This window comes from bacterium 336/3, from assembly GCA_001281695.1.
Lineage (GTDB): Bacteria > Bacteroidota > Bacteroidia > Cytophagales > Thermonemataceae > Raineya.
Genome location: LJIE01000001.1, coordinates 626,016 through 641,499, shown reverse-complemented (window position 1 = coordinate 641,499; position 15,484 = coordinate 626,016). Strand labels below are relative to the sequence as shown.

Below are 15,484 nucleotides of genomic sequence, written 5' to 3'. Positions count from 1 at the left end.
AATTCACAACAAGTAAATTTTATTGAATAATAAAACACTTCTCATATCGTTTATAATTCTCACAAATAGTCTTAAAGTAGTATTTTCATGAAAAAAAATTCTAAATTTTTATCTTTTATTTTCTTATCCATTTTTATTTTCTGTGATAGTTATGGACAGTTGAAAGATGACTATTCTGCCAAAATTGATAGTTTAATACAAATAAAAAATCCAAGAAGTTTTAATGGCATTATTTGGATAACAAAAAAAGGGAAAACAAAGTATTTGAAAACATATGGTTATTCAAATTTTGAAGCTAAAACACCTTTTACATTAAAGGACAACTTCAGAATTCAGTCTAATAGCAAACAAATTACAGCTGTTATAATTTTAAGAGAGGTTGAAAAAGGGAAGATAGACCTTCATACCCCTATCAGGAAATACTTGCCTGATTTCAAACAAACTTGGGCAGATACAGTCACTGTTCATCATCTGCTTAACAACACTGCTGGAATTACAGATATTACCAAACCATTGTCTTTCAAACCTGGAACAGATTATTACTATAGCAACTCTGGTTATGGTTTGTTAAGACCAATTATTGAAAAAGTTACAGGTAAAACATTTATAGAAGTAGCCAATAGTCTTTTCAAGGAGTTGAAAATGAGCAATAGCTATTGTTATGAATTAGATAAACCTAATCTTGGACTTATTAATGGATATTGGGTTTCTAAAGATTCCGTTAGCTTATTTAATTTCAAAAGACTCAATTATACCATTGAATCTTGGGCAAACTTTATCCCTGCTGGAGGTATGATATCCAATGCCATTGACTTACATACTTGGGATAGTAAACTTCATAAGGGTAAAATACTAAAACCAGAAACTTATAAGTTAATGACCAATTACGAAATTACCAATCAACACGACTCTTTTGGTAATGAAAAAGTTGGCTATGGTTATGGACTTAGAATAAGTGATAAAACTCATGTTAGGTACTTAGGACACAGTGGCAAAGGACTTGGCTTTATATCATTTAAGTTTTATATTCCTTCTAAAGATGTAGATGTCATTATTCTTCAAAATTGTTATGATGTTGATAGTAAAGTACATTACTATTTTGAATCAAAAATAAGAGAAATAGTCATTAATAGTAACTTAGTAAAATAGTAACGCCAACATTAATTATTGTAATACTCAGATAAAAGTAGATTTTAATATTATTTTTTGACAAAAAGAGAGAGATTGGATATATTTATGAGGTAGCAGTCATTGTAGAGCAGGACAAAAAACAAAATAAAAAATATGGGACGACAAATTAAAATACCTAGATTTGGATTTTTAATGATTATTGCTTCAACACTATTGACTTCTTGTCAGTTGGGACGATTTGTTTTTTACAACTTTGCAGATATAAAAGACCATAAAAAATTTCAGTCAAGACCATTAAATGCCAACACTTCACCTTTCAATTTTCAAACTACTAATTCAGGGAAATTTCCAAAAGAATTAAACGGTGTTCCATTTGATAGATATCTTGATGATAACAAGACAGTAGCCTTTTTAATTATTAGAAACGATACAATCCAATATGAAAAATATTTTAAAGGGTATGACGAACAAAGTATTGTTCCATCATTCTCAATGGCAAAATCTGTTACATCAATTTTAATTGGTTGTGCTATAGACGAAGGTTTAATAAAGTCCGTTGACGAGCCAATCACTAACTATATTCCAGAATTAAAAAAAAATGGTTTTGATAAAGTAACTATTAAACACCTTTTACAAATGACCTCTGGTATTAAGTTTAATGAAAGCTATATAAATCCTTTTGGTGATGCAGCTTCATTTTATTATGGACTTAATCTTAGAAAAGAAATTAGAAAAATGAAGTTAAAAAGAGAACCCGGTAAACAGTTTGAATATGTAAGTGGCAATACGCAACTATTAGGTTTAGTTTTAGAGCGTTCATTAAAGGGTAAAACAATTACTTCATATTTACAAGAAAAGCTATGGACACCACTTGGAATGGAATATGATGCATCTTGGAGCATTGACAGAAAAAAGAATGGGTTAGAGAAAACTTTTTGCTGTTTAAATGCAAGAGCAAAAGACTTTGCCAAAATAGGACGGCTTTACCTAAATAATGGCAACTGGAACGACAAACAAATTATTTCTCAGAAATGGGTTGAAGAATCAACCGAAGTTGATACTACAAACGGTGGTGCAGTATTTTATAAATATCAATGGTGGTTACCTACAGCTCTATATAATTTCCGTAAAGAAAATTATAATTTAAAAAACCCAACAAAAGAAAAAATAAAGCTTAGCACAGACAAAGATTTTATGGCAGAAGGTATATTGGGACAGTTCATTTATGTTAATCCAACAAAAAAATTGATAATTGTTCGACTTGGAAAGAAAGAAGGAAGAGCAGACTGGTGGAATATTTTCACGTCATTAGCAAAAGCATATTGAAAATGAAAAAGAACCACTCGCTATAATTTAACACTAAAAAATAATATAATTGGGAAAAATCTTTTCTATAAATCCCTGAAATTTCAGGGATTTTTTGTTTGTATAATTTTAATTAGCACTTTCGTATTTTGTATGGTTTTTCATATAAAATATTGACAATTTGATATATCCATGAAGTTTGATATATTGTGTATATTTATGTGTTAGCAGTTATTTTATGAAACCACTGAGTTACATATTTATAATTATCTTTTTTATTTATGGATGTGAATCAAAAAATGATGATTATGAAATAATAAATCGAACTAAAATCATTTCAAAAAATAATTGCCAAATTAAAGTTTCATATCCTGAAATAGAGGGCTTGGCAGATATAGAAAAAATGTCTGGACTAAATAAAGTCTTGGAAGAATATCCTGAACATGAATATTATGCAAAGAATTGTGAACAAAAGAAGATAAAAAAGGATGAAGTTACAGGAGAATATCAAATTTTACTAAAAACGGATAGTATATTAAGCATTGAATTTCGCACTTTAATACCACGTGAAAATTTGAAAACCGATACTATTTATCAATCAGTTGTTATAAATCCAAAACAAAGTTACAAATCAAAAAATGGAATTGTAGGACTCAAACCAGAGCAAGTAATACCAAATTTTGACCGTAGGATGCTTTTTCCATATATTGAAAAGTATGGTATCAAAAATAAGAAACATATAAATTTATTAGCTTACAAAACTGGGAGCAATTATGTTATTACTTGGACAATATCTAAAAACGATTTTATTGTTTATGTTGGTGGTGAGGGAGAATGGTTTGGGGAAAATAAAATAATGATTCCTTTAAATAAAATAAAAAACAACTACTAACAGCAGCTTGGCAAAATGGCGGGTTTAGTGCTAAATTCATCAACAATTATTGGATTGAATATTTTGTACTTCGATTTCTACCACTTCGCCAAAAACTGCAAAACGTTGGAGCGAAATGACAACAGATATAATAGAAATTAACAATTTCATAGTATTAATTGAGCAATCAAACGCTGATAAAACAATTGTACAATCATGTGCCATTGATGGAGATGCTATAGGTTTTGCTTTCTATGGTTCTGGCAATGTAGAGCTTGAAATTAAACATCAAAATCAAACAAAAATAATAACCAACACAACAGGTATTGCTATTTCTTTTTTTGGCAACAATAAAGTAGAATTTTTTCACAAAATTGGTCCAAATAGACCATTACAATCTATAAGCATTTTTTCAAAACTTAATAAACTTCAAAATTTGCCCAAAGAAGAACAGGAAATTTTTACTGATTTTTTACCAGAATTGTTAAGCCCTAAGGCAGACTTTGTAGAAGGTCCAAGGTTTTACATGACACCTAACATGCAAAATGCTGTTTACAAAATATTAACCACTAATTACAAAGGCAACACAAGACGAATGTTCTTAAAAAGCCAAATAACAGAATTACTCTCTCATTTTTTCGCCTTTCTTGCTTCCGATAAAAAAGAAAGTGTGTCAAATAAAGATAAGGAAAAGCTTTTTAAGGCTAAAGAAATCATTGCAAATAACATCTCAAGTCCGCCTTCTTTAAGTGAACTATCTAAACTTATCGGACTTAATAACAACAAACTCAAAAGAAATTTCAAAGAACTTTTTGGTGTTCCTGTTTTTAAGTTTTTGCAGGAAGAACGTCTCAATAAAGCCTATGAAATGCTGAGTACTACCAACGAAACTGTACAAGAGGTGGCTTGGTTTGTTGGATATGAAAGTTTAAGTTCATTCTCTAATGCCTTTCAGAACAAATTTGGTGTCCGACCAAATGAAATCAGACAACAATTCTTTTCAAACAAATCATAATTCTTTTAAAACAATCGCTTAAGCCAGATTCTCTGCATTTTTGTTTCATTATTCATTCAAAAAAGAATTTATTATGAAACTACTCATTATCGGAGCGACAGGTGGTACTGGGCAATATGTTGTAAAACAAGCTCTTGCCCTTGGACATAATATAACGGCATTTGTTCGTAATCCCAACAATTTTAAAATTTCTCATGCAAATCTAAAAGTTATTCAAGGTGATGTCATGGTACTATCCTCTTTACAAACAGCAATGCAAAATCAAGAGGCAGTTATTTGTTGCCTTGGTGCACCAGCTCTCAAGGCTGGAAAGTTGCGGTCTGTTGGAACAGAAAATATTATCAAAGCTATGAATGAAAATGGTGTATCTCGTTTGATATGCCAATCATCATTAGGATTTGGAGATAGTGCTGTGATGTTGAACAATGCTTCATTTTTTACAAAATACTTTATCATTCCATTTATTTTAAGGAAAACCTTGAAAGAGCATCACGTACAAGAAAGTCTGATAAAAAAAAGTAATTTAAACTGGACAATTATTAGACCTGCCACTATGGATAATGGACCATTTACTGGCATTTATAAGCATGGTTTTCCATATACAGATACTAATTTAAAACTTAAAATTTCAAAGGCAGATGTAGCAGATTTCTTAGTTACTCAATTGACTTCTACCACTTATCAAGGTAAAATTACAGGTATTTCTTATTAATCAAAACTACTAAATAAAATGAAAAACTTTAGAGCAATTTTAACAGGAGCCTTAATATGGCTATTTATTTTTATCACATTCGTCGTTCTAGGTTATACCCCTACAATTAAAGATTCATTGAATCAACAGACACTCATTGTAGCGATATTCATCATACCATTTGCACTATTTGGGGCATCTATTTTCTACAAAAATGGCAACAAGGTTCATGGTCTTATTTCTGGAACAATTATGAGTGTTACGGCTATAATACTTGATGCTTTAATTACCGTTCCATTTGTAGAAATACCAAAGGGCGGTAGCTATGAAAGCTTTTTTACATTTCCACTATTTTGGTTACTAGTTACAATAAATACTGTAACAGTGTATTTTTATTGGTTTTTTAAAATTAAACGAAGCTGAACCGATAAACCAAAAAAGGAATAGAGAACAACAACCCACTAACATCATCTCTACACAAGCAGGTATTTTGTGCTTTGTAGGAAGTTCAGTGGGTAAAATCCCTTCCTTCATATAATTGATAACCAGTAGCAGAAAACTAAATTTTTTATCTATTTATCTAGTAATCTTCGGTGATAATTGATTTGACCTAAATGATATGATAAATGAGCTATCAAGTGAAACAAAAAATAATGTGTAGAAGTAGCTTTACCCAAAACAACCAAAGGATACTCTTCTTGTAGTTGATTTTCGGACACTTTTGATAAGGATTGCTCCACAACTTCTATGGTTTTCTCAATCTGTTCAGTCAGTTTGGTTCTAGGCACATTTTTTTCTGAGAATTCTAATTCTCTATTCCTTACATAATCTGTTTTTCCTAAAATAGTCCCAATAAAATGGTTCAAATTGCCTATTAAGTGCAAACATAAATTCCCTGCTGAGTTTGAAATATTTGGTTCTATGAGCCAGATAGTAGCCTCATTCTGATAAAGTTCTATTTCCGATTTAAGTTTTTCTAAATCTCTTCGAAATAAAGTTTGAAGTGTTTGAATATTCATAAGTTTTTAATTTTCAGTAAAATGTACAATAGCCTGCCTTTCTCGGTTTACAATGAGCTTTGTCACATCAGGACGTGAGTAATGCCCCACAGCATCAAAATTTTGTCTTTCTTCTAACACTTTATTAAAATCTAAGATTGCTGTAAAAACACCTTCCTGATTTACAACAGGCTCTAAGACCCATTCACCATCTGGCGAAGCTACACAAGAACCTCCATCAGTGAGTATATCAGGAGCATTTTCTAATATTTTTTCAATATGAGGTGTATCCAAAGGAAAATCTTCTTTTCTCATTAATGCTGAAACTGACACTACAAAAGAACGACCTTCTTTAGCTATAAATCTTGTGATATCGTGTGTATTGCGAATGCTCCCAGGCCATACAGCAATATGTAAATTTTCACCTAGACCATATAGAGCTGTTCGGGGTAAAGGCATCCAGTTTTCCCAACAGTTTAGCCCTCCTACTGTAAATTGTTTGAGTGGGTGTACCTGCAACCCATTTCCATCACCTTGAGACCATGTAAGACGCTCATCATAAGTGGGTTGCAATTTTCGATGTACAGATTTTATTTCACCAAACTCATTGATATATACCAAAGAGCAATACAAACTATGCCCTCCTCTATTATGAGCTCTTTCAATAATTCCTAAATAAATAGCGATTTTATGTTCTTTAGCAAGCTTACAAACATCTGAAAGTTCATTAGTTTCTATTTGGATGGCATTTCGGATATAATGGGCATGTATTTCTTTTTGTATGGAAGCATTCCATTCTGCTCCATTAGTGAGGGCAAGCCAAAAAGGATATCCAGGGAGTAAACCTTCACCAAAAACTACTAACTCACATTTTTTGTGAGCAGCTTCTATAATTGCTTCTTTTATTTTTTCTAAAGTTTTGAGTTTATTAAGCCAAACAGGAGCTATTTGAGCCAGCCCAACTTGCAATAAATTAGATTCATTCATAAAATAAATAGTTTATTCAAAAACTCTAAAAACACTTTTTTATTGTTTGAGTATTATGAAACTTGTAAAACCTTAATAGGAGATACAAAAACTCTCAAAATAGCTTGTAGCAACAATGGCATAAGAGCTACAAAAAGTGTTAGAATAAATGCAATAATAAATATAGGATATTCAATTGTAGCTGTATATGCGAAGTTTCTTAACCATATACTTATCAGGTGATAACCCACTGGAATGGCAATGATATTAGCAAAAAAGATAAGGTATACAAAATCTTTGGAGAGTAACCAAATCAATGACCATTTGCCAGCTCCCAACATTTTACGAATGGCGATCTCTTTAAGGCGAAGCTCCGAAACAAATAAAGAGAGTCCTAAAAGTCCTAAAGAAGCTACCAAGACCATTAGTAAAGAAAAATAGACCAAAAGCTTAGCCAATGTTTCTTCTGCTATATAATGTTTTTGATAATTTTCATTTAAGAAAAAATAATTAAATGGCTCATCAGGAAGCTCCTCTTGCCAAATTTTATGTAAATATTCAATTACTTCTTTTTTTTGTTTGGGAGCAATACTCAAAAACAAATTACCTATCCGATTACTTTGTACCAGAACCAAAGGGTTTATTTTGGAATGTAATGAGCTAAAATGGAAGTTCTTAATAACTCCAACTACTTGCCCAACAACCAAAGGGTTTCCTTCTTCATCTCTACTAATAATTAGCTTTTTACCAATAGGGTCTTTCCATTTTAGATACTGGACTGTCGCTTCATTGATGATTAGAGGCTGATATTCTTGCTCTTCCGCTTCTTCAAATTTATTACCCTCTACTATTTCGAGTCCCATAACATCAATAAAATCTGTACTGACTGACATTCTACCCATAACAGCCTCTTTATATTTACCTTGATGTTCTACCTCAAATCTGAACTGAGAAATCAAGTTTGTTCCCAACATTTCAGCAGCGTTAGCTACCTTAAAAATATCAGGACTTTCCATAAATTTACTTTTCAGAGAATCAAGTTTTTCTATAATTTCTTCATTTTTAGGCAGTCGTATCACCAATACACCTTTTTTATCAAAACCTAAATCTTTGCTTTTTAAGTACAACAACTGGCGTGTCACCATCAATGTTGTTGCCATAATTACTAAAGTTACAGCAAATTGAATAACCAGCAGAGTCTTTCTAAAAGATACTCTATAATATTTTTTCTCAACAATACCTTTAATTGCATTGAGAGCTGGTATTTTAGTTAAATAAAAGATAGGATAAACTCCTGAAACAACTGTAAGACTTACAAAAACAGCTATCCAAAAAATAACGAATTTATTTTCATAGAGTGTTTTGAAAGATAAATCTTGGTTTAATACTTCTTTAAATAATGGGAAAAAAAGTTCTGCAAATGATAAAGAAACCCAAAATGCCATAAATACAAGTATTGTTGTTTCTATAAACAATTGCATCAGAATTCCTAATTTATTCTCTCCCAGCATTTTACGAATACCAAACTCTTTGATACGTTGTACAGAACGAACAGTACTAATATTGATAAAATTAATACATGCAACTGTAATCATGAGTAAGGCTATTCCGAAAAATAGATATAAATAATTTTCATTTCCATTAGCAGATATTTCAGAGTCGAGTTGAGATTGCAGGTGTATGCTTTCAATGGGTTGAACAATAGGTTTTAGAGAAATTTCTTCATTGGGAAAATAACGTTTTAGGTAATTTTTGTAATAATCATCCCAATTTTTACGAACCTTCTTTACATCACCTTTAAATGTGAAATAAGTATAAGCCCATGAAGCTCCAACAAACTTATCTTCATGATTCCATGAGATAAGAGCTTTAAAATAAAAATGTGTTTTATATGGATTTTGAATGACCGCTTTTACAGTATAATCTCCATCATAACTAAAGGCATTGGTTGTACGGAGTTGTATTTTTTTTCCTATTGGGTTCTCCTGACCAAAAATTTCTTGAGCCAATTCACTTGTCAGTATGATTTCAGGGGTTTCTTTATTCTCAAAAACACCTTTAATCGAGCCGTTTAAAACTTGATAATTGAAAATATCAAAGAATGAGCTATCAGCAAAAAAAATATCATTGTAGTAGTTATTTTTTGTTTGATAAGCAACAATTGTCCCTTCTGTGGGCAAAATTCTTGTTATTTTTTGTACTTCTTTAAATGCTTTTGGGAATGTAGCAATAATGTTAGGCTCTGTTGCTGCAATTTTACGAGTTTCTTTACCTGTTTTATATTGAATAGCTAAACGAAATATGGGTTTTTCCCAAGTACTATCATAAGAAAACTCTTTTTCCAAATATAATAAAATGAGTAAGCTTACAGCCATTCCTATAGCCAAACCTAAAATATTGATCAGTGTATAGAATGGCTTTTTTAGTAAATTTCTCCAAGATATTTTCCAATAGTTTTTAAACATACAAAGGTTACTCAATATTCAAACGCATTTTGAATATAAAAACTTATATCATTTCTTCATAAAATATTACAAATAAAAAAAGGGTTAGTACTAACCCTTATGTATTAAAAGAACGAAGTTTTATTTCTGTGAGTTTACGTTTGGAGTCAAGAGGGAAATCTGCCTTTAGATACCAGTCATAATAATTGGGTTCTTGTTTGAGTACATCTGTTACAAGCTTTCCTTTATGTTTTCCGATATTAAACACCTCTATACCCTTCTCATTTAATACCATTGTACCTGCAAAATCTACTATCTTTTCTGCTGTAATTTGGTGCAATGCCTCCATATCATTTTTGATAGGAATATATTCTTTTCCAGTCTTATCTTTAAGCATTGTGCCTTCATAATGAAGAACTTGAGCTTGCAAAACCTCAAAAGTTGCTCGTGTATCTGCTTCAGCAGTATGGGCATCTTCAAGAGTTTTACCACAATAAAACTTATAAGCTGCACTTAGATTACGAGGCTCCATCAGATGAAAAATCTTTTGAGCATCTATTAATCTTCTATTATTAATTGAAAAGTCCACACTATTTCTCAAAAACTCCTCTACAAGCATAGGAACATCAAAACGAATAATATTGAAGCCTGCTAAATCTGCTCCTTCCAAAAATACAGCAAGTTCTTTTGCAACTTGTTTGAATGTTGGAGCATTTTTTATATCCTCATCATAAATCCCATGAATCAAACTTGTATAGATTGGGATAGGAATTTCTGGGTTTATTTTTTGAGTTTTTGTAGTTTGTGTACCATTAGGCATTACCTTCAAAAAAGAATATTCTACAATTCTATCTTTAGCAATGTTAGTACCTGTTGTCTCTAAATCAAAGAACACCAAAGGTTTTTTCAGATGTAAATTCATAGAATTATCCATTATTTTGGGTAAAATCATTGGCTAACTCTTGTAATGGCATATTTGCAAAATTGCCCGAACTCATCAATAAAAGATTGGTATTCTGATAATTTTGCTCTTTTAAAAACTTTTGTAACTCTTCAGCATTTTCAAAAACTTGCAAATTAGGATTATCAAAACCTTTTTTTATCTCATCAATACTGATGGGTGGCAATTTTTTATGTTCAATGGTATGTGGATTGAAATATACCACTGCTATATCAGCAGTATTAAGCGTATGTTTATAATGAGGTAAAAACTCCTTGTTTAGGCTACTAAATGTGTGTAACTCTAAACATGCTATCAGTTTTCTTTCTGGATATAGTTTTTTAACAGCTTTTGTAGTGGCTTTTACTTTGGAAGGTGCGTGGGCAAAATCTTTGTAAACTGCACAATTAGCATTTTTGGCTAAAAGTTCTAACCGATTGGCAGCTCCTTTAAAACTACTAATTGCTTCATAAAATTTTGTTTCACTGATATATAACTTTTCGCAAATAGCTTTTGCACCACTAATATTTTTCATATTATGTTCTCCAAAAACCATCACAGAAATTTGTTGCTTATCTTTGGTAACCAAATATGTTTGTCCATTAATTACTTTATGAGTATGAGCTTGATAAGGAACATTCGCTACATCTGCTCTTTCTTTTTCACACAAAAAATTAGCCATATAGTCATCACTATCATATAGCAAAGCTCCTCCTTTGGGAGTTGAATCAGCAAATTTTTCAAACTGTCTTACATAATCATTTTCAGAAGGATAGACATTGATATGGTCCCAAGCAACCCCGCTTACAAGTCCTATATGGTGTTTGTAATAGGAAAACTTTGGTTTAGGAGCTGTTGGAGCAGCAGGATATTCATCTCCCTCAATAATAATTAGTGGAGCATCTTCACTTAACTTCACCATTACATCAAAACCATCTATTTTAGCCCCTACCAAATAATCAAAGTTACGATTATGATATTTAAGAACATGCATTACCATAGCTGTAATGGTGGTTTTTCCGTGACTACCAGCTATTACAACTCTTTGCTTATCAACACTTTGCAAATAAACATATTCTGCGTATGAATACACAGGGATTTCGAGTTCTCTAGCCCTGACCAACTCTGGATTATCTTTTCGGGCATGCATACCCACAATGATGGATTCAATAGATTTATCTATTTTTTCAGGAAACCAGCCCATTGTACTAGGCAACAGTCCTGCTTTTTCGAGGCGAGAGCGTGAAGGTTCGAATATTTCATCATCAGAACCTGTAATTTGATAGCCTTGTGTCTGAAGAGCCAATGCCAAATTGTGCATGGCACTTCCTCCAATAGCGATAAAATGTATCTTTTTATTCATTGTTGTGTCTCAAAAGTGCAAAATACTCAAGCAATATTTATTTTGCTTTGTCATGCCTAAGTTAAGAATTTTTCAAGTATAAAGGGCAAATATAAGTTTTTTCGGATAGGGTGCAAATTTGAGAGCGAATGTTTTTTTACAAGGCTTTATATTGTTGTATGATTTTAAACAAAGCTTTTTGAACTTCTAAATCATCAAAAAAATCATATAAAAGAATATGTTGGTCATAATGCAATGCTAAGGCTATTTCTAAGCGATTGAAAGCTTCTTTGTAACTTCCCATACTCATCAAGTATGCAATTTGGCGATACAATAAACTTGGGTCATCAGGTAATTCTTCCAAACCTTCTTCAATTACATTGAGGGCTTTCTCACTATTACCTTGTTCATGATAAACAAAAGACCAGTTTAGCCAAATATTTGCATTGAATGGGTCCAATTCTGCTGCATTTTGATATGCATCAATTGCCGAAAAAAGATTTCCAAATTCGTATTCTGTATCTGCAAGGGCAAGCCAATAAGTAGGATTATCAGGATTGAGTTCAGTTGCTTTCTTGAATACACTCAAAGCCTCAAACCATTTTTCTTGTGCATACAAACACGAACCTACTCCATACCAAGCTTCATCCCATAAAGCATCCGAACGAATAGCTTTTCGATAATATTCGATAGCCTGGTGATAATTTCCCAATTTTTCATAAGTAGCTGCCAAATGGCAATATGTTTCAGGGTCTTCATCTTGGTCTATATCCAAAACTTTCTGAAAAACTTCTCTGGCTTTTAAATATTCTCCTAAATTCATATAGGCTGTTCCCATACCAAAATAAGCATCTGAAAAGTCATCTTTGATGAGTGTAGCATATTCGAACGCTTGGAGAGCTTCAGCCTGTTTGCTCATTCTATCATGGATTTCTCCTAAATAATACCATGCAAGATGGCTATAAGGCTCATTATCTATGATTTTTTCATAAAACTTAACACCTTCTGATAGTTTATTTAAGCTTTCTAAAGCATACGTAAGTTCAAAAGTAGCTGGTTCATGACTGATATTTCTAAGAATTGTTTCTTTGAAGCATTCAACAGCTTCTTCTAGTTTCCCCCAATTCTGATAGACTAAGCCTAAACTAAAATATATTTCATCAGCTGATTCTTGGTGAAATTCAAGCACTTTATCAAGTGTTTCAATAGCCTCATCAAATTTACCTAAAAAACATAAAGCATTGGATTTAAGCAAACAAGTATCTAAATCGTAAGGCTGTAAAACTTCCACAGATTCTATCATTTCAAGAGCTTGATCGTAGTTACCTATATATAAAAGTAGTTGAGCTTTTTCTAATTTAAAATCTGTAGAAAAAGGATATTGAGTGAGAGCTATATTACAAGCTTTTAAGGCTTCTTTAAACTTACCTTTTTCGGAATAAAAAGCAATAATATCTTCATAAGCATCCTCTGCAAAGTGTACAGTTTCTTTGTTACGAAGCATTCCTTCAAATTTCCTGATTAAATCGTTTCTTTCCGTATCTTTAAAAGCCATATCTTGCAGTTTTTGGCACTTTTCCTAACTATTCACACAAGAAAGATAAACATTTTAGGAATTAGTGCCAAGTAAAAATTAAGTTTTTTTAGTGGTTTATGAGTCAATATATTTATTTGCTTATCAAATCTCTGATTACAACAGAGGCACAGAAGCAACCAAATAACGAAGGCATGTAAGAAATTGTTCCCAAATAAGATCTTTTATGCCTTGCTCCTTCAACATGTTGAACTTTTGTTTTATCAGGAAGCTCTGTAGAAAATACCGTCTTAAAATTGCCTTTAATCTTCCATTTACGAAGAGTTTTTCGTACTTGTTGAGCCAAAGTACAGTTAAAAGTATCATAAATATTGGCAACTTTTACTTTTTCAGGGTCTAATTTTCCTCCTGCACCCATAGCACTCACAATAGGTATTTTTCGTTTTAAGCAATTTTTTATCAATGATACTTTTGGACTGATGGTATCAATGGCATCTATTACATAATCGTATTTTGTAGTATCCAGAATCTCAGTAATTTTCTCCTCTACAATATAAGTTTCATGAACATATAATTTCAAGTCTGCATTAATATCTAAAAGTCTCTGAGCCATCAATTTGGCTTTGCTTTGCCCTTCTGAGCTAATCAGAGCTGGTAATTGTCTATTTCTATTAGTAGCCTCTACTACATCTCCATCAATAATGGTCATTGTACCTATTCCTGCTCTTGCAATATATTCAGCAGCAAAAGAGCCTATTCCTCCAAGTCCTGCTATAAGAACATGTTTATTTTTAAATTTTTCTATAGTTTCTGCTCCAACAAGGGCTTCACTTCGTTGTAACCAATTCATCATAAATATTTTAACTCAAATTCAATAGCATTAAAACCAAGTTGCAGAGGGGCATTATTACCTCCCTGATAAATTTTTCGTGAAATAATAAGGGCATGGGTAGAATAAGCCAAAAACAAACCCACAAACGTGATAAAATTGGCTGTTCTATTAGCTTTTTTATCCATAAAATTTTACTCTCCAAGTACATCAGTATTCCATGAATCAGAAAATATAGCAAAGGTAAGCCATAACCAGCACTTACAGGAAAAGATATGGCTATTTCATGTAAAATTCCAGACATTAAGAAAGATACAAACATAGCTATATTGATCCCCATTTTAGCTTTCAGAGGTTTGTATGCAATAAGAGCTGTCATTTCGGAGAATGCCATGTTCCAACGTTTTCCCCAAAACTCTTTCAATGATTTTGATTGATAAGGAGCTATAAATAATTCTTTTACATCTACACCCATTTTTCGCCATGCTCCTGTACTGATATTCAATATCCCAAAATGCAATATAAAGCTCAAACCTATAAGTCGAAGTAAATTTGCAAATATTTCTAATGAAATAAAATTTGCTGTAAAAATCAAACTTACACCTACCAAAATTCTAGAAAATCCTTTCAGAAAAAAATATGTTGTATTGTTTAACGATTCACCTCTGAATTTTTCAAAAAGTATAGGTCTCATGCCAAACCAGCCCAAAGCAAAGACAGACCACTGAATAAAATTAAGTTTCGGTTTTTGTGGATAACTTTCTACTAAAACAATTGGTTTCATAGCCACTAATTGTAGAGAAACTATCACTAACATTCGATAAAGAGGCTTTAATTCTGTACTCAACACAATAGAACCAACAGTTGTAAGAATAGCCAAAAGCCATGTAATTTTCCTTTTTATATTTTTGTTAGATAACAAACCTATACTATACCCTGCTACCCAAATAAAAATGCCCCAAAGAATTAGAATTAATAAATTTATATCCATGAGCAATTGTATAAAAATGCAAGTGCATAAACAACTGTAAATATTACAAAAAGTCCTACCAAACCTATTTCGCCCAATGTAAAGAACCAGCCTTTTGGAGCATTTGTTTTATCAAAGTATAAAAATTGAATTAATACTCTTGCAAGCCAATATATTGCAATAAAAAATGTCACACATTTCGCTAAAAAAGAAGTGTTTAGTAATTCTACTGCTCCAAAAACAGAAACCAAGCCGAAGCAAAAATTAATAACCAAAATATAGCCTGCATAAGTCCAAAACATTTGTCTAAGCAATTTTTGCAAAGGGGCTAATTCTTCTTTCCACTTTAAAAACTTAGGAATAGCAAGACTGGCGAGACTTAATACAATATGCCCTATTCCGCTCCAATAAATCAGGAATTCTAAAACATTTTTATTCATAAAAAAAT

15 protein-coding genes are annotated in these 15,484 nt (G+C 31.8%); 6 read left to right on the top strand and 9 right to left on the bottom strand.

All coding sequences use genetic code 11. The annotated features are described in order from the left end of the window. The first annotated feature begins 87 nt into the window (after positions 1-87). The 6 genes from AD998_03045 to AD998_03020 all read left to right on the top strand — a co-directional run bounded on the left by AD998_03045 (position 88) and on the right by AD998_03020 (position 5,436). The gene (locus AD998_03045; GenBank protein KOY85267.1) at positions 88-1,149 is read left to right on the top strand and encodes a hypothetical protein; all 1,062 of its coding nucleotides are present in this window, start codon (positions 88-90) and stop codon (positions 1,147-1,149) included. Positions 1,150-1,323: 174 nt separating this feature from the next. After that, the gene (locus AD998_03040; GenBank protein KOY88025.1) at positions 1,324-2,457 is read left to right on the top strand and encodes a serine hydrolase; all 1,134 of its coding nucleotides are present in this window, start codon (positions 1,324-1,326) and stop codon (positions 2,455-2,457) included. Between the two features lie 217 nt (positions 2,458-2,674). Next, the gene (locus AD998_03035; protein ID KOY85266.1) at positions 2,675-3,328 is read left to right on the top strand and encodes a hypothetical protein; all 654 of its coding nucleotides are present in this window, start codon (positions 2,675-2,677) and stop codon (positions 3,326-3,328) included. A gap of 115 nt (positions 3,329-3,443) precedes the next feature. Continuing rightward, complete coding sequence (locus AD998_03030; protein ID KOY85265.1) at positions 3,444-4,322, top strand: transcriptional regulator; 879 nt, start codon at positions 3,444-3,446, stop codon at positions 4,320-4,322. A gap of 73 nt (positions 4,323-4,395) precedes the next feature. After that, positions 4,396-5,034 (top strand): epimerase, encoded by a 639-nt coding sequence (locus AD998_03025; protein ID KOY85264.1) that lies wholly within the window; start codon positions 4,396-4,398, stop codon positions 5,032-5,034. Positions 5,035-5,052: 18 nt separating this feature from the next. Beyond that, positions 5,053-5,436, top strand: coding sequence for a hypothetical protein (locus AD998_03020; GenBank protein KOY85263.1), 384 nt, complete (start codon positions 5,053-5,055; stop codon positions 5,434-5,436). 149 nt (positions 5,437-5,585) lie between these two features. Here the strand turns inward: AD998_03020 and AD998_03015 are convergent, their stop codons facing one another. From AD998_03015 to AD998_02975, 9 genes are all read right to left on the bottom strand, one after another. After that, complete coding sequence (locus tag AD998_03015; protein ID KOY85262.1) at positions 5,586-6,032, bottom strand: DinB superfamily protein; 447 nt, start codon at positions 6,030-6,032, stop codon at positions 5,586-5,588. 6 nt (positions 6,033-6,038) lie between these two features. Continuing rightward, entirely contained in the window at positions 6,039-6,998 is a 960-nt protein-coding gene (locus tag AD998_03010; protein KOY85261.1) for a carbon-nitrogen hydrolase, read from the bottom strand. 53 nt (positions 6,999-7,051) lie between these two features. Then, positions 7,052-9,442 (bottom strand): hypothetical protein, encoded by a 2,391-nt coding sequence (locus tag AD998_03005; GenBank protein KOY85260.1) that lies wholly within the window; start codon positions 9,440-9,442, stop codon positions 7,052-7,054. A gap of 97 nt (positions 9,443-9,539) precedes the next feature. Next, complete coding sequence (locus tag AD998_03000; GenBank protein ID KOY88024.1) at positions 9,540-10,343, bottom strand: DNA polymerase III subunit epsilon; 804 nt, start codon at positions 10,341-10,343, stop codon at positions 9,540-9,542. A 4-nt stretch (positions 10,344-10,347) separates the two neighbouring features. Further along, positions 10,348-11,724, bottom strand: coding sequence for a peptidoglycan synthetase (locus AD998_02995; protein KOY85259.1), 1,377 nt, complete (start codon positions 11,722-11,724; stop codon positions 10,348-10,350). A 136-nt stretch (positions 11,725-11,860) separates the two neighbouring features. Next, entirely contained in the window at positions 11,861-13,258 is a 1,398-nt protein-coding gene (locus AD998_02990) for a hypothetical protein (GenBank protein ID KOY85258.1), read from the bottom strand. Between the two features lie 112 nt (positions 13,259-13,370). Then, positions 13,371-14,090: a hypothetical protein gene (locus AD998_02985; protein KOY85257.1), complete on the bottom strand. Its 720-nt coding sequence runs from the start codon at positions 14,088-14,090 to the stop codon at positions 13,371-13,373. 7 nt (positions 14,091-14,097) lie between these two features. Beyond that, entirely contained in the window at positions 14,098-15,057 is a 960-nt protein-coding gene (locus AD998_02980; protein ID KOY85256.1) for a hypothetical protein, read from the bottom strand. Next, positions 15,048-15,476 (bottom strand): hypothetical protein, encoded by a 429-nt coding sequence (locus AD998_02975; GenBank protein KOY85255.1) that lies wholly within the window; start codon positions 15,474-15,476, stop codon positions 15,048-15,050. Before AD998_02975 ends, AD998_02980 begins: the two co-directional genes overlap by 10 nt. Positions 15,477-15,484: the final 8 nt, after the last annotated feature.